Source organism: Pseudoalteromonas sp. R86517 (assembly GCF_042466295.1).
Lineage (GTDB): Bacteria > Pseudomonadota > Gammaproteobacteria > Enterobacterales > Alteromonadaceae > Pseudoalteromonas > Pseudoalteromonas atlantica.
This window is the reverse complement of the sequence record NZ_JAXHCB010000001.1, coordinates 1129047-1148130: the sequence shown is the minus strand read 5'-3', so window position 1 is coordinate 1148130 and position 19084 is coordinate 1129047. Positions and strand designations below refer to the sequence as shown.

The following is a 19084-nucleotide window of genomic DNA, read 5'->3' as shown; positions in this document are numbered from 1 at the left end:
CGCGTGTCACTAAAGTTATAGTTAAATATAGATTATGAAATTTAAAAAATTACTTCCCCTCGTTACCCTTACGTCAATCGCTTTATCATCTTCTGCCCTTGCTGCTAATTGGAGCAGTACCGCATTACATGTTAATAATGGCGACCAAAAAAACCCATTTACCAAGCAAGAATCAGACACTACTGTTTACTCGCTGCAACATGCATCGGGCTATGATTACGGTGATAACTTTTTCTTTATTGATTACAGCAAAGACGATACAACCGACGGCTACCAAGATAGCGACTTTTACGGCGAATGGTATTCAACGCTAAGCTTATCGGCTATTAGCGGTGAGAAAATTGGCGCAGGTGCATTATTAGATGTAGGCCTTACTGGCGGAATTAACGTTGCCGGCGATGCCAAAATGATGAAATACCTACCGGGTGTTAAATTAAGCTGGGATGTACCTGGGTTCAACTTTTTTCAAACACTTGTCACTGCCTATATTGATGACAGTGAAGGCGTAGCAAAAGGCGGGGCCCCTATTGAAACTAACAGCTGGATGTTTGATGTAGCCTTTGAATACCCGTTTACCGTAGGCTCGCAAAAATTTAGCTTTAAAGGACACGCTGAGTACATTGCAGAGCGCGAAGATGAATTTGGTAACGACGTAGAAGCGTGGATACTTGCACAGCCTATTTTAGTATGGGATATGGGGCACGCGTTAGAAATGAAAGAGAACACCCTATTACTGGGTATGGAACTGCAATACTGGCATAACAAGCTAGGCACTGAGGTCACTGAATCGGTTCCACAAATACACGTTGAGTGGACTTTTTAAGCCCTTACAGTGTAAAACAGAGTCACATTACTTTTAAACGGAGCACTTAAACAGTGCTCTTTTTTTTGCCATGAAAACTATTTAATTGAACAGCCTTTAATACTTAGTTATTGTCTTACTTTAATTAAAGCCGTGTGCTTGCCTTTAATAGGAGTAAGGAAATGCCAGCGATTAAAGTTATTTGTTTGTCTGCATTATTAGCCTTTACTAATAATGCATTTGCCAGTAGTACAGAACCCTCTAAAACCCTCTCTTACGATGCACTTTTAACAAATTACCAGTATGATTTTAAAGTAAATTATTTTGATATTGCATCACAAAAGCAATCGCTAAAAATGGCGTATATTTATTTAAAACCCACACAAAAAAATATGCCAACAGTGACGCTAATGCACGGTAAAAACTTTAATGCCGACTACTGGAGCCCCACAGCCCGTTACTTACAGTCGCTTGGGTTTGGGGTGCTGATTCCCGATCAAATTGGTTTTGGTAAATCTTCAAAGCCCACTAACTATCAATATTCATTTGCGGCGCTTGCGCATCATACACATGCATTAATGGACTCGCTAAATCTTGAAAAGTCGATAGTTGTTGGCCACTCTATGGGGGGAATGCTAGCGAGCCGTTTTGCATTAATGTACCCAGATACAACCACTAAACTGATTTTGCTTAATCCAATAGGGCTTGAAAACTACTTACACTATGTAAAATACAAAGACACCAACTTTTTTTATAAAAATGAGCTTAACAAAACGCCCGAAGGTGTTAAAAAGTACCAGCAAAAAAACTATTACGACGGTCAATGGAATGCTCAGTATTCAGCATTAACCGACTTTATTACAGGCCAAATACAAGGCCCAGATAAAGAGCAAATTGCCTGGGTTAACGCTAAAACCTACGATATGATTTTTACCCAACCGGTGATCACTGAATTTAAAGACTTAACCGTGCCCGTTAAATTAATTATTGGTACGCGTGACAGAACAGGCCCTGGCCGAAACTGGAAAAAAGACGGGATAGATTATCAGCTGGGGCGTTACGATAAATTAGGAAAACACGCTGCTGGGCTTATTCCTGATGCGCAACTGTTTGAACTTGATAATTTAGGTCATTTACCGCAAGTAGAAGATTTTGAGCGATTTAAGGCAGTGTTTAAACAAGCACTAAGTGAGTAATAGCTTGATACTTAATAAAATAAAGCCCCTGTAAGTAAACTGCTTACAGGGGCTTGTTATATAAAACTAATTTACAGCGTACATTGCGGGTTTTTACCCTGCGATTTAGCCGTACTTTGCTCGCTAAGAGCTTCGCTCATTTGTGCTTGTAAATTATTAATTCGATTGCTCGGTGCAGGGTGAGTAGATAAAAACTCAGGTGTGCTACCACTGCCTGCTGCGCTCATATTTTGCCAAAGCGTTACCGACTCTTGTGGGTTAAAACCAGCCTTCGCCATTAAATCTAAGCCAATGGTATCGGCCTCTGATTCGTGTGAACGGCTAAACGGTAAAACTACGCCGTACTGCGCGCCTAAGCCTAAACCTTGCATAATTTCGTTGCGGTATTGTACGTTGCCCATTTCAAGCGCTGCGCTGCCTAATTGCATACCGGTATCTAAAATTGAGCTTTGCGATACACGCTCATTTGAATGCTCTGCTATAACGTGGCCCACTTCGTGCCCTAGTACGGTTGCAAGCTGATCTTGATTGGTGGCTATTTTTAATAACCCCGTATGAACACCTATGTAGCCACCAGGTAATGCAAAGGCATTTGCCGACTCATCTTCAAATACCACGACTTCCCAATTTTGTGAAGCGTATTCTTTTGGTAAAACAGCCACGACCTTTTCAGCAATACAATTTACATACGCATTGGTTTTTGCATCTTTATTGATTGGCTGTGACTCCTTCATTTGAGCAAAACTTGCGGTGCCCATTTCACTCATTTGTTGCTCTGAATACAGCGCAATTTGAGTACGCCCCGTAGGCGATGTTTTACAGCCGGCTAAAACTGCGGTTGCGAGTAAGGCAAGGGCTAGCTTTTTCATGGTGTTTCCTTCAAGTCTTTAATTTTTATTAGTTGTAGAATAGCAAACACAGTGCCAGTTTAGAATCTTTGCTCCTTATTACGCCGCTTTTTATTTTTAATAAATAAATGACCTTGCCAGACAAACTAAGTTTATACCCTTGCATAGCCCTGTTACACTATAAGCCTTGTTTTTAGTGAATGTTGAGTGACTACATGGACGCCTCGGCCTCGTCTTTTAATACCCGAATTTTGTTACCTTTGTTAGCCAGTATTGTTGCTATTACGCCACTGGCTATAGACATGTACTTACCGGCCATGTTGGTTATTGCGAACGATTTACAAACCACTATGCCAAATGTACAAATTTCGCTAAGTATTTATTTGGCTGGCTACTCGCTAGGCATGTTATTTTTTGGCCCTATTGCCGATCAACTCGGACGACGAAAACTAGCCCGTATTGGCTTAACCTTATTTGGTGTAAGCTCATTTGCGCTGGCTTTTACCACCGAAATACACACCTTTTGGGTACTTAGAGCCGTGCAAGCATTCACCGGCGCGGCAGCTACGGTGGTTGTGCCTGGCGTAATTAGGCATATTTATCAAAAAAACACCGCTAAGGGCATGTCGTATGTATCTATGATTATGATGGTAGCGCCCTTAGTTGCCCCCTCTGTGGGGTCATTTATTTTAGGGTTCTCGGTATGGTCAACCATATTTTTGGTTCTTACTGCCTATAGCTTTTTAATTTTAGCGTTTGTACAGGTGTATTTAATTGATATCCCCATTCATAAAAATGAGAAAAAAGGCCTAGCCTTGTTTTTCGACAGCTATAAAACGGTACTTAGTAATAAAGATGCACGTGCAGACATATTAAGCTCTATGTTTGTCTCGTTTGGCTTTTTTTGCTTTTTAACCTCAGTGCCTTTTGTATACCTAGATTTATATAATGTATCTGAGCAATTATTTGGTATTTTATTCGCATTTAATGTCATGGCACTTATGTGTGGTAACTTTTTAAATACCCGAATTGTACCAAGAATTGGCTCTCGAAAAATGCTGTACATAGGGCTTGTATGTGGCTTTGCCTCTGGGCTGGCACTGCTTACGTTTAGCTTGTTGCAGCTTTCTTTATATTACATTGTAGCGGCCATTGCGCCTTTAATGATGAGCCTAGGGGTAACAGCGAGTAATGCTGATTCATTAATATTAATGAAGTTTGAAAAAAACACCGGTACCGCCACCGCTGTTATTGGAACGCTGCGCTTTGGCAGTGGCGCGCTCGTTGGCCCATTGCTTGCGGTAGTGCATGCAAAAAGTGCAGTGCCGTTTTCAAGCTTAATGTTTAGCGCCGTGCTATTAACTATGCTGGTGCAGTTAATCCATTATAAAATAGACAAAAAAAATGCCTCATAATGAGGCATTTTTTATAAACAGTGACTAATTAAGCGTCTGCTGCTTTAGATACCATAACCATTGCAGGGCGTAATAAACGACCATTTAATGTGTATCCTTTTTGCATTACTGCAAGTACCGTGTTTGGTGAAACATCGTTACTTGGTTGGATAGACATTGCTTGGTGGAATTCTGGATTGAATTGCTCACCTTGTGGGTTAACAATTTCAACGCCAAACTTTGCAACCGCATCGTTAAAGCTTTTAACTGTCATATCAATACCTTCAAGCAATGGCTTTAGGGTTTCGTTTTCTTTATCAGAAAACTCAATAGCACGCTCTAGGTTATCGATTACTGGAAGTAATTCGTTAGCAAACTTTTCCAGTGCAAATTTATGTGCTTTTTCTACATCTTGTGCAGCACGACGACGAATGTTATCTACATCTGCGGCGGCGCGTACAACGCTGTCTTTTTGATCCGCAATGGTTTGCTTAGCGGCTTCAAGCTCTGCGTATAGCATTGCAATTTCAGCTTCAGGGCTTTGCTCTTGGTCTGCTTCGTGTTGCTCTGCGGCTTCTACTGCTGCTTCAACATCAGCTTCCATTTGAGCTACTTCTTCGTTTAGTTCTACTTCTTGCTCTGGGTTTTGTGTCTGCTCAGACATAAAATACGTGCTCCAATTCTTTACAACTGCGGTAATTATGGGGATTGAATAAAAAGATTCAAGAGTTAGATGGCTCTAATAATTTAAATTCTTGGATTAATTGTTCAATTTGCGCCGATTTAGGGCAAATTACGCAAAAGCGGCTTTGATACTCTTGATTTTGAAAGTACGGCACACTAATTACTATCAGCTCATTACACTCTGTAAACGGTAAGTTTTCAGTGTTTAAAACCGATACCCCGTTTTTAAATGCGAGTTTATCTTCGACAAAATTTAAAAATGAAACGCCAATATTTAAGCTTTGCTCGCAATCGACCTTTTTATATAAATAGTTTTCGCCTACTACAATACTGTTATCTGATCCAAGCTTATGACTAAGCTGGCGCGTCCACTGTGTCAGTGAGTCGTGGCAATTACGCGGTGCGGTGTTTGCCATTGCTTGCATTCTGTACAAACCTTCCATTAAGGTTTGTTGGCTAAATACTGTGTTTAACCAAGTTGCAAATTGATAACGCACGGCATCTGAGGAATCATCAGGTTTGTTGATACAAATATTATGGCTTTGCCCTGCTCTATCTATTAGCAGTACAAGCCAATCGTTAGAATCAAACTCAAGCACTTCTACTCTAAACACTTGTTGTGAGCTTGCTTGGGGTAAGCCTACACAACAACATACTTGGTACTTTTTACTTAATCCATGGGCCAGCTCCACAAGTTGTGCTTGTTGTGGCTGCCAGTAATTAGCTATTTCAGCTAACGGAAAAAACTCATCAAACCAATAATCAAACCCTTGGTTTGTAGGCACACGCCCTGCCGATGTATGAGGGGAATATAACAAGCCTACTTTTTCAAGTCGCGCCATAGCATTTCGTACCGTGGCAGAACAAACCGCCATGCCTTTTTGCTTCGCTATTTTTGTTGATGGAACGGGTAACCCTTCACCATTACAATAAAGGCTCATCACTGCTGAAAAAATTTGTTGATCTCGAGGGTTTATATTCATGTTATCTACATCTTGTTGCATGAAAGAGATATCGGGGCAGTTAAAACAAATTCAAGCCTAAAGCACGCTTTAAGTGAATATGTTGTTGCATGCATTACAATAAAACACTGCTGCAACTATTTTTAAGCATTTAATACAAAAATTAAAGGGGTTATTTAATCTGTTGAGCCAATAATCAGCTCTTAGGTGAGCTTGGCAATATACAGGCGTAATTGAATCATTATCATATTGGTAAATCTGTGTTTTCAAACACTTCTGTTTTGAGTTACCCTACAAAAATATTATTACTTTTTATTGCAGCCGTTATGCACTCACCGTTTAAAACTATTGGCCTTATAGGTAAACCAAACCATCCTAAAGCTGCGGCTACGTTACAGCGTTTACATACTTTTTTATCGGCTCTTGGCTTTACCGTGATTGTAGAAAAGCGCACCGGTGGGCAGTTATCGGATGTCCCTGATACTCATCAAGTTGACCTTGTTAGCTTAGGCGAGCAAGCCGACCTTGCTATTGTTGTAGGGGGTGATGGCAATATGCTTGGTGCTGCACGCGTACTTGCACGCTTTGATGTAGCTGTAATAGGCGTAAACAGAGGTAATTTAGGGTTTTTAACCGACTTAAACCCAGAGGGCTTTGAAGGTAGCCTAGAGCAAGTGTTAAGCGGCGAATATTTAGAAGAGAAACGCTTTTTGCTCGAGGTAGAAGTATATCGCCATAACGAACTTAAAAGTGCGAATTCAGCCGTTAACGAAGCGGTGCTACACGCCGACAAAGTTGCCCACATGATTGAGTTTGAAGCTTTTATTAATAACGACTTTGTGTTTTCTCAGCGCTCTGATGGTTTAATTGTATCAACCCCTACCGGCTCTACAGCTTATTCTTTATCGGGTGGCGGGCCCATTTTAACACCTGAGCTTAATGCAATTTCGTTAGTGCCTATGTTTCCGCATACATTATCAAGCAGACCCTTAGTGGTTGATGCCGATAACGAGGTACGCTTAAAGTTAAGCCTTGAGAACACCGACAGCTTACAAGTCAGTTGCGACAGCCATGTAGTGCTTGCCGTTTTACCCGGCGATGAAGTAGTTATTAAAAAAGCCGACAGAAAACTGCGCTTAATTCACCCAAAAAACTACTCTTACTACAACGTTTTACGTACTAAACTTAATTGGGGCAGCCGTTTATACTAATTTTATTGCCAAGCGTAGTGCTTTAGCGCAAAATACAAGACAAATAAAAATTAATCAAACTAGGAATATCTAGCAATGACTTATGTTGTTATCTTTGCTTTGTTATTACTTATCACTTTGCTTGGCGCTTATATTAGAGTTGAAAACAATAGAAAAAAAGCGTTAGAAACCAAGAAAAAACAATTTAACGAACGTGTTGCCCAAGTAAACACTCGCCTTAAAACCAAGCTAAACAATTTATTAGAAGCCAAAATAATAAGACCTAAGTATGTAGCGCAAATTCAGGCAATTGTGGCCAATTTTTTTGTGGTTCAGCCCCATACAGATGAAAACCTACAACATTTAGAAGATATTAGCGACAGCTTAGTGAGCACGCTTTCGATTGAGTTTCAAAAAGCACTGCAAAGTGAAAACGCCCAAGCGCTACAAGATAATATACAGTACTTTGTGAGTGAGTTACCCCAGCAAGGCATACTTTATAATAAAGCGTTTTATCACGAAATTTTACCCTCATTGATTGTACAAATTAAAACTGACACACCTGAAAACCCAAGCGAAAGCCTTGAAAATACTGACGAAACACCTTCTGACGAAAGTACTGACTCTGATAGTCAGTTTTCTCAAAATGCGAGTGTTGCTTAAAAAGTAAAAAATTAATTTGCAAAAAACCTAAACACTGTATAAATTAACAGTTAATTCACTGGATGGATGAACAGTATGTTAATTGGTTTAGAAATTAAAAATTTTGCAATTGTAAGTAACTTAAGCACTGAGTGGCATAACGGCATGACGGCGATCACGGGTGAAACCGGCGCGGGTAAATCGATTGCCATTGATGCACTTTCACTGTGTTTAGGCGAGCGCGCTGAAGCGTCGGCGGTTCGCCCTGGCACAGATAAAGCAGAAGTGTGCGCACAATTTGATTTAACTGCCCTTCCTCTTGCTAAAGCATTTTTAGAACAACACATGCTAACGAGTAACGACAACGAATGCCTACTTAGACGCGTTGTATGTAAAAATGGCCGTAGCAAAAGCTATATTAATGGCAGCGCTGTTACAGCAGCTCAACTTAAAGAGCTGGGACAGTATTTAATTTCTATACACGGACAGCACGCTCATCAACACCTTTTAAAAGCTGAACACCAGCTGCAACTGCTTGACGCCTACGCAGGCCACAACCAGCTTGTAAAAGCGGTTAGCCAAAGCTTTAAATTATATGCAAACCTGCAAAAAGAATTTAAACAGCTTGAGCAACAGCAATTACAACAAGCCGCTCAAAAACAATTACTCGAATACCAAGTTGCCGAATTAGATGAGTTTGCCTTACAAGACGGCGAGTTTGAACAAATAGAAGCCGAACATTACAAGCTAAGTAACAGTCAAACCATTTTAGAAGCCTGCCAGCGCGAACTTCAACATTTATACGAAAGTGATGAGCAAAATGCCTGTTCAATGCTGCAACACAGCGCTCAGCAATTTGCCGAGCTTGCAAATTATGACGAAAGCTTAGCAAGTGTAGCTGCATTATTAGATGAAGCCGCAGTGCAAGTTGAAGAAGCAAGCAGAGAAGTAAGAAACTACGCAGAGCAGGCCGACTTAGACCCTGCTAGATTAACAGAAGTAGAAGCGCGCTTAAGTGGCGCGATGGACTTAGCCCGTAAGCATCATATAAAACCTCAAGAGCTGGTTGAGTTTCATCAAGGTTTAACACAAGAGCTAGAATCAATTAGTAACAATAGCTCACGTTTGGCGCAATTAGACGATGAAATAACTAATGCGCTAAGTGCATACCAGCACGCCAGTGATCAGCTAAGCGAAAGTCGCCATAAATATGCTAATACATTAAATCAATTAATTAGTGAAAGCATGGCTAATTTATCAATGGAAAATGGGGTCTTTGAAATTCAGCTTACCCAAGAAGCTGAGCGCCAACCCAATGCATTAGGTTTTGATAGCGTCTCGTTTTTGGTCTCTACTAATCCTGGGCAGCCATTACAACCTTTAGCTAAAGTGGCCTCGGGTGGTGAGCTGTCGCGTATTAGCCTTGCCATACAGGTGATCATTGCCCAAAAAGTGACTACGCCAACGCTTATTTTTGACGAAGTGGATGTAGGTATATCAGGTCCTACCGCCTCCTCTGTAGGGAAGTTACTACGCCAACTAGGAAAATCAACACAGGTTATTTGTGTAACCCATTTACCCCAGGTTGCAAGTAGTGCGCATCAGCAGTTTTTTGTAGCAAAAGAAATAGCACAAGGCGAGACCTTTACTCAAATGCTCAGCCTAAATAAAGACGGCCGTATTAATGAAATTGCACGCTTACTTGGTGGCGATAATATAAGTAAAACCGCTAAAGCAAATGCTAAAGAGCTTATTATGGCGCACGCTTAAGTTATACTTTTGCTACAACAGTGGAGAGACGTTTTAAATGCAAAGCATGCTGATAAATTTTTGCCATGTTACTGGGTGGCTACTTGTTGTTTTGAGCTTTTTACTTATCGGGTTTAGTAAGTTTAAACACGCAGAATTTAAGCTAAAACTTTTTAGCTTTTTAAAACTTATATTGGTTTATCAAGTAACGGTGAGTGTTTGGCAGTGGTTTATTATTGGCAACATAGTGGCTAATAATCAATGGTTACTTTTATTAGCACAGATACTGTGCAGTGCAATGTGCTATTTAAGTTTACAGCGGCGAAAAAGTAAAAGCCGCCCCAACCTTGATAGTTTTTCTATGGATTAACTAACACAAGCGTTAAGAGCAAGTTCTATTTTTACCTTGCTCTTTTGCTTTGTATAATCGCTCGTCGGCAAGCTTTATGTCTTGGGCTATGGTTGTATCTAACTGGCTTTGCACAAGCCCCATACTTATAGTTAATACCACCGATTTTCCATTCATGCGCACTGGATTTTTTTGTAATTCGGCATGAATTTTTTCTGCAATACTTTGCCCCTGATCTTTGTCGCTGTTTGGTAGTGCAATTAAAAACTCTTCACCGCCCCACCGAGAAGCAATACCTTGCTTTGGCATGCTCTTTTTTAAAATATTGGCAAGTTGGGTTAACGCTTCATCACCAAAGTCGTGGCCGTAGTTATCATTAATGTTTTTGAAATTATCAACATCAGCTAGCAAAATTACATACGGCTGCTTAGTTTTTTTATGAAGATGTTTAAGCTCAGTAAGTTCTTTCATCATAAAACGTCTGTTAGGTAAATCAGTTAAGTGATCTATTGTGGCAAGGCGCTCATTTTTTTGACTCAGCGCGACTATTTTTTCATTGTATTTTTCGCGTGAGCGCTCATAAAAACCACTTAATAAAGCAACAATAATAAAAGAAATGACCACCCTCAGCGGAAGTGCTTCAGGCTGATAATCATAAATATTAAAGTTATCTGTAATAATAAAGCCGGCGATCACGGCAAATAAAAAGACAACAATATCAAATGTTCCTTTTTTTAGGCCTCTAATAGAGTAAGTCACCGGTGATACAATAAATATCCAAATTGGCCCAGTACCTTCAGCTCCACCCGAGATCACTAAATACAGCATTAAACAGTAAAGGTTATATAAAATGGTGGTCGCTGATTTTTCGACTGCGCGGTAAAGGCTAAAAGCCCACGCATAAAAACCAGCTGAAACTAGCAGCATAATACCAAGCACTACATCAGCATTAGACAGTGCATTACACGCCATAGCGAAGGTAGCTATAAATCCGATGGTCGAAAAAAAGCGAACAATTAGCTTTCTTTCTCTGTTGTCTGAGTATGCATTCATATTATTATTTTTTATTTGCAAGCGAGATTTAAAAGCTCATTTTCCGAGGATTTAAAAAAGAATTTAGCAGCAAGTTTGTACTGAAATAGTACTTTAAGCAAGATTTACACGTTAATTATTGGTTAATGACAATTTTTTAATACTTTTTTATTTGAAAAAAGCAAAAAAAAGCAAGCCAGTTGGCTTGCCTTTATTATATTTAAAACTTAACGAGATACTTAAACCTCTAAATAATCCATAATACCTTCAGCAGCGTTACGTCCTTCAAAAATAGCCGTTACCACTAAATCAGAGCCTCGCACTATATCGCCACCTGCAAATATTTTCGGATTAGTTGTTTGATGAGTAAATTCACCTTGCTCTGGTGCGTTAATGCCGCCCCAGTGGTTAATTTCTACATCATACTTTTCTAACCAGTCCATTTTGTGTGGTTTAAAGCCAAACGCCATAATAACCTGGTCTGCCTCAAGTACGTGCTCAGAGCCTGGTACAACTTCTGCTCGGCTACGGCCGTTTTCATCAGGCTCACCCAGTTGTGTTTTAACCATTTTAACGCCTGCAACATGGCCATTATCATCAAGTACAATACCCGTAGGCTGTACATTAAAGGTAAAGTTTACACCTTCTTCTTTAGCGTTTTTAACTTCACGCTTAGAGCCTGGCATATTTTCTTCATCACGACGATAAGCACAAGTTACTTTAGCTGCATTTTGGCGAATAGACGTTCGCACACAGTCCATCGCGGTATCACCACCGCCAAGTACCACAACCTTTTGATTGGCCATATCAATGCACGCTTGGTTTTTTTCATCGTAACCCATAACGCGATTTGTGTTACCAATTAAAAATGGCAGTGCGTCGTGTACGCCTGGCGCGTCTTCGTTTTCAAGACCAGCACGCATACTCTGATACGTACCTACACCTAAAAATACCGCGTCGTAGTCAGCTAAAATTTCGTCCATAGTGATATCTACACCCACTTCAACGTTTAGCTTAAATTCCACACCCATTTCGGTGAAAATTTCACGGCGCTTTTGCATTACTTCTTTTTCAAGTTTAAAAGAAGGGATACCAAAAGTAAGTAATCCACCAATTTCTGGGTGACGGTCAAAAACCACTGGCTTTACACCGTTACGTACTAAAATATCTGCACACCCTAAACCAGCCGGACCCGCACCAATAATAGCCACTTTTTTATCCGTCCATGTCACGTATGACATGTCTGGTTTCCAGCCCATTTTAAATGCGGTATCGGTAATGTATTTTTCAATATTACCTATCGTTACTGCGCCAAACTCTTCATCAAGCGTACATGAACCTTCACACAGTCTGTCTTGTGGACATACGCGTCCACACACTTCAGGTAAACTGTTTGTACGATGAGAAAGCTCAGCCGCTTCTAAAATACGGCCAGTTCTAATTAATTTTAACCACTGCGGAATGTAGTTATGCACTGGGCATTTCCATTCACAGTAAGGGTTACCACAATCTAAACAACGGTCAGCTTGTGAATTTACCTGATTCTCAGAAAAGGGTTCGTAAATTTCCACGAAAGATTTTTTACGCGACGAGATTGGTTTTTTGCGCGGATCAACACGCTGCACGTCTATAAATTGATATACATTTTCGCTCATACTGCCCCCTTATTGCGCTTGAACACGAAGTTCTGCGCTACTGCGAGCGCGGTGCCCGAGTAAACTTTTTACATCACTTGATTTTGGTTTAACTAGTTTGAACATAGGTAAGTACAGTTCAAAATTAGCTAAAATGGTTTCTGCTCGACATGAACCCGTTAGCTCTAAATGCTCGGCAATTAGGCCACGCAGATGCTCTTGGTGCGAACTTAAATCATCAAGTGTTACTACTTCTACAAGCTCTGGATTAATGCGTTTTTCAAAGTCACTTCGCTCATCTAAAATATATGCAAAACCACCGGTCATACCCGCACCAAAGTTAACGCCTACATTACCTAGCACGCATACAACGCCACCAGTCATGTATTCACAGCCGTTATCACCTACGCCTTCAACAACGGCTTGCACGCCAGAGTTACGCACTGCAAAACGCTCACCAGCACAGCCTGCGGCAAATAACTTACCACCCGTAGCACCGTACAAACATGTGTTACCAGCAATAGTCGCTTTATGACTTTCAAAGGATGATCCCAGTGGTGGGCGTATAACAAGCTTACCGCCTGCCATGCCTTTACCCACGTAGTCGTTTGCATCGCCAATAAGGGTCATCTCTAGGCCACCGGCATTCCAAACACCAAATGATTGCCCTGCTGTACCATGTAGCTCAATAGATACTGGATCTGCAGCCATACCTTGATTGCCGTGCTTAGAAGCTATGTAACCCGACAGCATTGCGCCCACTGAACGGTCTGTATTACATATGCGGCTCACGAGCGAAATACCCGATGAGGTATCAATCGCTTGTTGCGCTTTACCTAGTAACGTTTCGTTAAGTTCACCTAAATAATGCGAGCTATTTGGTGCGCTGCAAAATAAGGTTTCGCCCGTTGGGTTATTTGGCTGAGCAATTACAGACGATAAATCTATTTTCTTTTGCTTCGCTGTTTTACCTTCAATCGCTTCTAATAAGTCTAAACGGCCAATTAAGTCAGTTAGATTAGCAACACCTAAGCTTGCCATAATTTCACGTGCTTCTTGAGCTATAAACTTAAAGTAGTTCATCGCCATTTCTGGTAAGCCGTGGTAATGCTTTTGACGAAGTGTTTCATCTTGCGTTGCAACACCGGTCGCACAGTTATTTAAATGACAAATACGTAAGTATTTACAACCTAGCGCCACCATTGGGCCTGTACCAAAGCCAAAGCTCTCTGCACCTAAAATAGCGGCTTTAATGATATCTAAACCCGTTTTTAAACCACCATCTGTTTGCAGGCGAATACGGTGACGAAGACCATTTTCAACAAGCGCTTGCTGGGTTTCTGCAAGGCCAAGCTCCCACGGGCTACCCGCGTATTTAACTGACGTTAATGGGCTTGCACCGGTACCACCATCGTAACCTGAGATAGTAATTAAGTCGGCGTACGCTTTAGCTACACCTGTGGCAATTGTGCCAACACCCGGCTCAGATACTAACTTCACCGATATCATCGCTTCTGGGTTTACTTGTTTTAAATCGAATATTAGCTGGGCTAAATCTTCAATTGAGTAAATATCGTGATGTGGTGGTGGTGAAATTAATGTTACACCGGGAACCGAATAACGAAGCTTTGCAATATATGGCGTTACTTTTTCGCCTGGTAATTGTCCGCCTTCGCCAGGTTTAGCACCCTGCGCCACTTTAATTTGAATTACATCCGCATTACGAAGGTAGTGCGGCGTTACACCAAAACGACCCGAGGCAACTTGTTTAATACGTGAGTTTTTCTCGGTGTTGTAGCGCAGCTTATCTTCGCCGCCTTCACCTGAATTTGAACACCCGCCTAAGCGGTTCATTGCAATGGCAAGCGCTTCATGCGCCTCAGGCGAAAGTGCACCAATACTCATAGCTGCAGAGTCAAAGCGCTGGTATAAAAATTCAGCCGGCTCAACATCATCAATGCTAATGCCTTTTTCAGGTAATTTAAGCGCTAACATATCGCGCAGCGTTGCAATAGGACGGTTATTAACTAAATCAGCATAGGCTGCGTAGTCTTTATAATCGCCTGAACGTACGGCCTTTTGTAGCGTTTGAATAACATCTGGGTTGTAAGCGTGGTATTCACCACCGTGAACGTATTTTAATAAACCACCATGGCTCAATAATTTACGTTTACTAAAAGCAAGTTTATGTAGCTTTTGCTGATCAATATCAAAATCGCTAAAACAGGCGCCTTTAATACGACTTGCCACACCTTTAAAACACATGTCTACCATAGCATCAGATAGACCAACCGCTTCAAAAAGCATTGAACAACGGTACGATGCAATTGTGCTTATGCCCATTTTAGACATAATTTTGTACAAGCCCTTATTAATGGCTTTTCGGTACGAAAGCGTCACTTCGCAGTACGATTTATCAATCACTTTACTGTCGCTCATCGCAACCAGTGACTCGTATGCAAGGTATGGGTAAATTGCGGTTGCACCAAAACCAAGTAATACGGCAAATTGGTGTGCATCGCGTACGCTACCCGTTTCAATAATAATATTAGACTCACAACGTAAGTTATTATCTACTAAACGTTTTTGTACAGCACCTACCGCCATAGCAGCAGGAATTGGTAATTGGGTTTCGCTAAAGTTACGGTCAGATAAAATAAGCATTACACAGCCGGCTGCTGCTTTTTCTTGTGCAGCGTCGCAAATACGTGCAACCGCTTTTTCTAAACCTTCCTCTGCTGTGTATGTAATATCAATTTTACAGTAGCTGTAATGCTCGTCATCGGCATTAAGTAGCTGCTGCATGTCAGCATACATTAAAATTGGCGTATCAAACTGTAGGCGCTTAGCGTGGCCTGTAGTTTCATTAAATACGTTTTGCTCACTACCAATACACGTTGCCAGTGACATTACGTGGTTTTCACGCAACGGGTCGATTGGCGGGTTAGTCACTTGTGCAAACTTTTGGCGGAAGTAATCGTACAATGAACGATGCCCTTCGCTAAGTACTGCAAATGGCGTGTCATCACCCATAGAACCTGTTGCTTCTTGGCCATTTTCACCCATTACACGAATAACACTATCGAGCTCTTCGTTAGTGTAACCAAACATTTTTTGGTATTTAACAAGTGTTTCGTCATCAAATGAGCGATTACCCGCATCTTGCTCGGTAAGCTCTTCAAACGGGGTTAAACGTTTAACGTTTTCTTCAAGCCATGACTTATAAGGATGACGCGATTTTAAATCTTGGTCGATTTCGTCTGAGTGCCAAATTTTGCCTAATTTAGTATCAATTACTAACAGCTCACCTGGTCCTACACGGCCTTTTTCAACCACTTCATCTGCAGTGTAATCCCAAATCCCTACCTCAGAGGCAAGTGTAATAAAGCCATCTTGGGTAATAACATAGCGCGCTGGACGCAGGCCATTTCTGTCAAGGTTACAGGCTGCAAAACGCCCATCAGACATAACAATACCCGCAGGGCCATCCCACGGCTCCATGTGCATAGAGTTAAAGTCGTAAAATGCGCGTAAGTCATCATCCATAGCACGGTTTTTCTGCCATGCAGGTGGCACAAGCATACGCATAGCACGGAATAAATCCATGCCACCCGCTAAAAACAGCTCCAGCATGTTATCTAAGCTTGAAGAGTCAGAGCCGGTTTCGTTTACAAATGGCGCTGCACTTTGTAAATCAGGAATAAGTGGCGATGAAAACTTATACGAACGTGCACGAGCCCATTGGCGGTTACCTTCAATGGTATTAATTTCACCATTATGCGCTAAATACCTAAATGGTTGTGCTAAAGGCCAACGCGGCTGAGTATTAGTAGAAAAACGCTGATGGAATACACAAATAGCGCTGGTCATACGAATATCAGCTAAGTCTAAATAAAAGTTAGGCAAATCTGCAGGCATCATAAGGCCTTTATAGATAGTCACTAACCCCGATAAACTCGCAATATAAAACGACTCATCCTCTGCTAAACGCTTTTCTGCACGGCGACGTGCTACATATAAACGTCGCTCTAAATCTTTAGAGCGCCATCCTTCAGGCGCACTAACAAAAATTTGCTCAAAACCAGGTAATTGCTGTGTAGCAATTGGCCCTAGCATTGAAGGATCAGTAGGCACTTCACGCCAACCGAGTATTTTAAGTGTTTCTTGTTCTAATTCTTCACATAAAACCTGTTTTGCAGCTTGTGCTAAAACGGGATCTGAATTTAAGAAAACCATGCCTACGGCGTAATTTTTACCTAAGTGCCAATTATGCTCACTCGCAATAGCACGGAAAAAACTGTCAGGTTTTTGTAATAATAAACCACAGCCGTCACCTGTTTTACCATCGGCAGAAATACCACCGCGGTGCTGCATGCGATCAAGTCCAGTAATAGCTGTACGAATAAGCCGATGACTAGCTTGACCATTTACTTGGGCTATTAAGCCAAAGCCACAATTATCTTTTTCTAATGTTGAGTCGTATAACATAGACCCCTCCCTTGCTGCACTGTTAACGTGAATGAACTGCTCGACGATTTGCTAACAGACGCACAAAACTAGCCTCTATAGTAAATAGAGTCAATATTATTTTGAATACATATTCACATTCTTGAATATTTCTCACTTCAAGGCAAGATTTCTTTTTCACCCATAAGTTTTAACATTTAGCGCTTATTTGCGCGTTATTTTTTCATGACACTGGTGTCAATTTTAACATTTTGTAAAAACAAAGGCGTTAAAGCAATACCCTTTACGTAAACGTAAAGCATCAAAGCAATGAATAAATATTCACTAATTTCCCACAGGTTCAGTTAACATTTAGATAGTTTAATGCGTTTTAAATAAATTAGAGGTTTAGGATCACGCTTTTTTAGCGTTCATTAGTATAGTTATTAATTGTGGTATCGTTTTTAGTGCAGATGTAGTGAATTTTTATTTAATGCCAATTCGCTTGATTGAGCGAACTATTGTAAAGCTGGAAAAACGTGTTGATAGCTGGGCAAAAAACTCGCTATTTAGTTGTTCTAAAAAAGAATTACTTAACGCAGATAGCGACACGTTTAGCCCCGCAAAATGATTACGTCTTATTGCGCATTGATATAAAACTCATATTTTAATTAAAATTCGCGCTTATATTAAGTAGCTTTGTTGCTTACTTATCCTGACTAGGTGCACCTAAACAAGGAGCAAGGGCTGAGTTTGCTAACTATTGAGCACAAATTAATAGTTATAATCACCCACTGATGGGCTGACCAAGAGATTAAGACGTAATAAAGTTATATATAGGCACAAAAAAGCCACGTAAAACGTGGCTTTAATAATCTAGCAAAGTAGCAATTACTCTGCGTCAGCTTCTTTATACTTAGCTGCAGTTTCAGTGATCAGTGGCTGTAATTCACCACGTTGAAACATTTCAATGATAATGTCACAACCACCTACTAATTCGCCCTCAACCCAAAGCTGTGGGAAAGTAGGCCAATTTGCGTATGCTGGTAACTCAGCGCGAATATCTGGATTAAGTAAAATATCAACATAGGCAAATGGTTCGCCACATGACATTAGAGCTTGTGACGCTTGTGAAGAAAAACCACAATTTGGTAATTTAGGCGACCCTTTCATGTAAAGGATAATTGGGTTTTCTGAAATCTGCTGTTTAATTTTATCAATGGTTTCCATCTACAACCTCAAAATGACGATAGCTTGATATACCTAGGGCTTGAAAATAAATCATTGTGGCCACAGATATATAACTTAAAATGGGCAAATAAAGCCGCAATTGAAATAGTCTTTAGCAATAGCATTGCTGTTTGCTTAAACTTGAGTAAAATACTCAACAATTATAGTAACACTATATTTTCGTTTGGTATAGGTAAGTGCTCTGTTCTATCAGGCATTACGTACTATCAAGCGAGTTATCAACCAAAAGAAGATGGAGATAAAAAAATGGCATTTGAACTACCGTCACTACCATATGCAATTGATGCACTTGAGCCTCATATTTCACAAGAAACTCTTGAGTATCACCACGGTAAGCACCACAACACTTACGTTGTTAAATTAAACGGTTTAATTCCAGGTACTGAATTTGAAAACAAATCTTTAGAAGAGATTGTTTGTTCATCTGAAGGTGGCGTATTTAACAACGCTGCACAAATTTGGAACCACACTTTCTACTGGAACTGTCTATCTCCAAATGGCGGCGGCGAGCCAACAGGTGCTATCGCTGACGCTATTAACGCTAAATGGGGCTCTTTTGACGCGTTTAAAGATGCATTAAACGACAAAGCGGTTAATAACTTTGGTTCTAGCTGGACATGGTTAGTTAAACTAGCTGACGGTTCATTAGATATCGTAAACACGTCTAACGCAGCAACGCCGCTTACAGACGAAGGTGTTACACCAATCCTAACTGTGGATTTATGGGAACACGCTTACTACATTGATTACCGTAACGTTCGTCCTGATTACCTTAAAGGTTTTTGGGCGCTTGTTAACTGGGAATTCGCGAACGCTAACTTCGCTTAATTAGCTATTATACGCTGATTTAAAAAGACGCCTCGGCGTCTTTTTTTATGCCTTTATAAAATTCAAACCGCCTTTAT

General features: G+C 40.7%; 15 protein-coding genes. 8 read left to right on the top strand and 7 right to left on the bottom strand.

Translation table 11 applies throughout. From position 1 onward, the window contains the following. The first annotated feature begins 34 nt into the window (after positions 1 to 34). Both SJY38_RS05125 and SJY38_RS05120 read left to right on the top strand, forming a co-directional pair. Positions 35 to 823 (top strand): hypothetical protein, encoded by a 789-nt coding sequence (locus SJY38_RS05125; RefSeq protein WP_004588097.1) that lies wholly within the window; start codon positions 35 to 37, stop codon positions 821 to 823. Positions 824 to 984: 161 nt separating this feature from the next. Next, positions 985 to 1998 (top strand): alpha/beta fold hydrolase, encoded by a 1014-nt coding sequence (locus SJY38_RS05120; protein ID WP_377109359.1) that lies wholly within the window; start codon positions 985 to 987, stop codon positions 1996 to 1998. A 71-nt stretch (positions 1999 to 2069) separates the two neighbouring features. On the opposite strand, the gene SJY38_RS05115 is transcribed toward SJY38_RS05120, so the two are convergent. Beyond that, positions 2070 to 2867, bottom strand: coding sequence for a M48 family metallopeptidase (locus tag SJY38_RS05115; RefSeq protein ID WP_286740083.1), 798 nt, complete (start codon positions 2865 to 2867; stop codon positions 2070 to 2072). A 194-nt stretch (positions 2868 to 3061) separates the two neighbouring features. Between SJY38_RS05115 and SJY38_RS05110 the strand changes: the two genes are divergently transcribed. Continuing rightward, entirely contained in the window at positions 3062 to 4261 is a 1200-nt protein-coding gene (locus tag SJY38_RS05110) for a Bcr/CflA family efflux MFS transporter (protein WP_288422097.1), read from the top strand. A gap of 28 nt (positions 4262 to 4289) precedes the next feature. On the opposite strand, the gene grpE is transcribed toward SJY38_RS05110, so the two are convergent. Both grpE and SJY38_RS05100 read right to left on the bottom strand, forming a co-directional pair. Further along, entirely contained in the window at positions 4290 to 4904 is a 615-nt protein-coding gene (gene grpE, locus SJY38_RS05105) for a nucleotide exchange factor GrpE (protein ID WP_024033377.1), read from the bottom strand. Positions 4905 to 4962: 58 nt separating this feature from the next. Continuing rightward, positions 4963 to 5928: an HrcA family transcriptional regulator gene (locus SJY38_RS05100; protein ID WP_054983110.1), complete on the bottom strand. Its 966-nt coding sequence runs from the start codon at positions 5926 to 5928 to the stop codon at positions 4963 to 4965. 284 nt (positions 5929 to 6212) lie between these two features. Here SJY38_RS05100 and nadK point away from each other — a divergent pair, with 284 nt between their 5' ends. From nadK to recN, 3 genes are all read left to right on the top strand, one after another. Beyond that, entirely contained in the window at positions 6213 to 7097 is an 885-nt protein-coding gene (gene nadK / locus SJY38_RS05095) for an NAD(+) kinase (protein ID WP_004588103.1), read from the top strand. 75 nt (positions 7098 to 7172) lie between these two features. Beyond that, complete coding sequence (locus tag SJY38_RS05090; RefSeq protein WP_096041509.1) at positions 7173 to 7739, top strand: hypothetical protein; 567 nt, start codon at positions 7173 to 7175, stop codon at positions 7737 to 7739. A 75-nt stretch (positions 7740 to 7814) separates the two neighbouring features. Beyond that, complete coding sequence (gene recN / locus SJY38_RS05085) at positions 7815 to 9488, top strand: DNA repair protein RecN (protein WP_024033375.1); 1674 nt, start codon at positions 7815 to 7817, stop codon at positions 9486 to 9488. 361 nt (positions 9489 to 9849) lie between these two features. On the opposite strand, the gene SJY38_RS05080 is transcribed toward recN, so the two are convergent. The 3 genes from SJY38_RS05080 to gltB all read right to left on the bottom strand — a co-directional run bounded on the left by SJY38_RS05080 (position 9850) and on the right by gltB (position 16970). Next, positions 9850 to 10869 carry a GGDEF domain-containing protein gene (locus SJY38_RS05080; RefSeq protein ID WP_286745480.1) on the bottom strand — a complete coding sequence of 340 codons (1020 nt, stop codon included), beginning with the start codon at positions 10867 to 10869 and terminating at the stop codon, positions 9850 to 9852. 218 nt (positions 10870 to 11087) lie between these two features. Then, on the bottom strand, positions 11088 to 12503 hold the full coding sequence (locus SJY38_RS05075; protein ID WP_004588108.1) for an FAD-dependent oxidoreductase: 1416 nt from the start codon (positions 12501 to 12503) through the stop codon (positions 11088 to 11090). A gap of 9 nt (positions 12504 to 12512) precedes the next feature. Next, on the bottom strand, positions 12513 to 16970 hold the full coding sequence (gene gltB / locus SJY38_RS05070; protein WP_024033372.1) for a glutamate synthase large subunit: 4458 nt from the start codon (positions 16968 to 16970) through the stop codon (positions 12513 to 12515). 436 nt (positions 16971 to 17406) lie between these two features. Between gltB and SJY38_RS05065 the strand changes: the two genes are divergently transcribed. Then, positions 17407 to 17559 (top strand): hypothetical protein, encoded by a 153-nt coding sequence (locus SJY38_RS05065; protein ID WP_157686048.1) that lies wholly within the window; start codon positions 17407 to 17409, stop codon positions 17557 to 17559. 260 nt (positions 17560 to 17819) lie between these two features. On the opposite strand, the gene SJY38_RS05060 is transcribed toward SJY38_RS05065, so the two are convergent. Then, positions 17820 to 18158 carry a Grx4 family monothiol glutaredoxin gene (locus SJY38_RS05060; protein ID WP_004588110.1) on the bottom strand — a complete coding sequence of 113 codons (339 nt, stop codon included), beginning with the start codon at positions 18156 to 18158 and terminating at the stop codon, positions 17820 to 17822. 267 nt (positions 18159 to 18425) lie between these two features. Between SJY38_RS05060 and SJY38_RS05055 the strand changes: the two genes are divergently transcribed. Continuing rightward, the gene (locus SJY38_RS05055) at positions 18426 to 19007 is read left to right on the top strand and encodes a Fe-Mn family superoxide dismutase (protein WP_004588111.1); all 582 of its coding nucleotides are present in this window, start codon (positions 18426 to 18428) and stop codon (positions 19005 to 19007) included. Positions 19008 to 19084 lie beyond the last annotated feature (77 nt).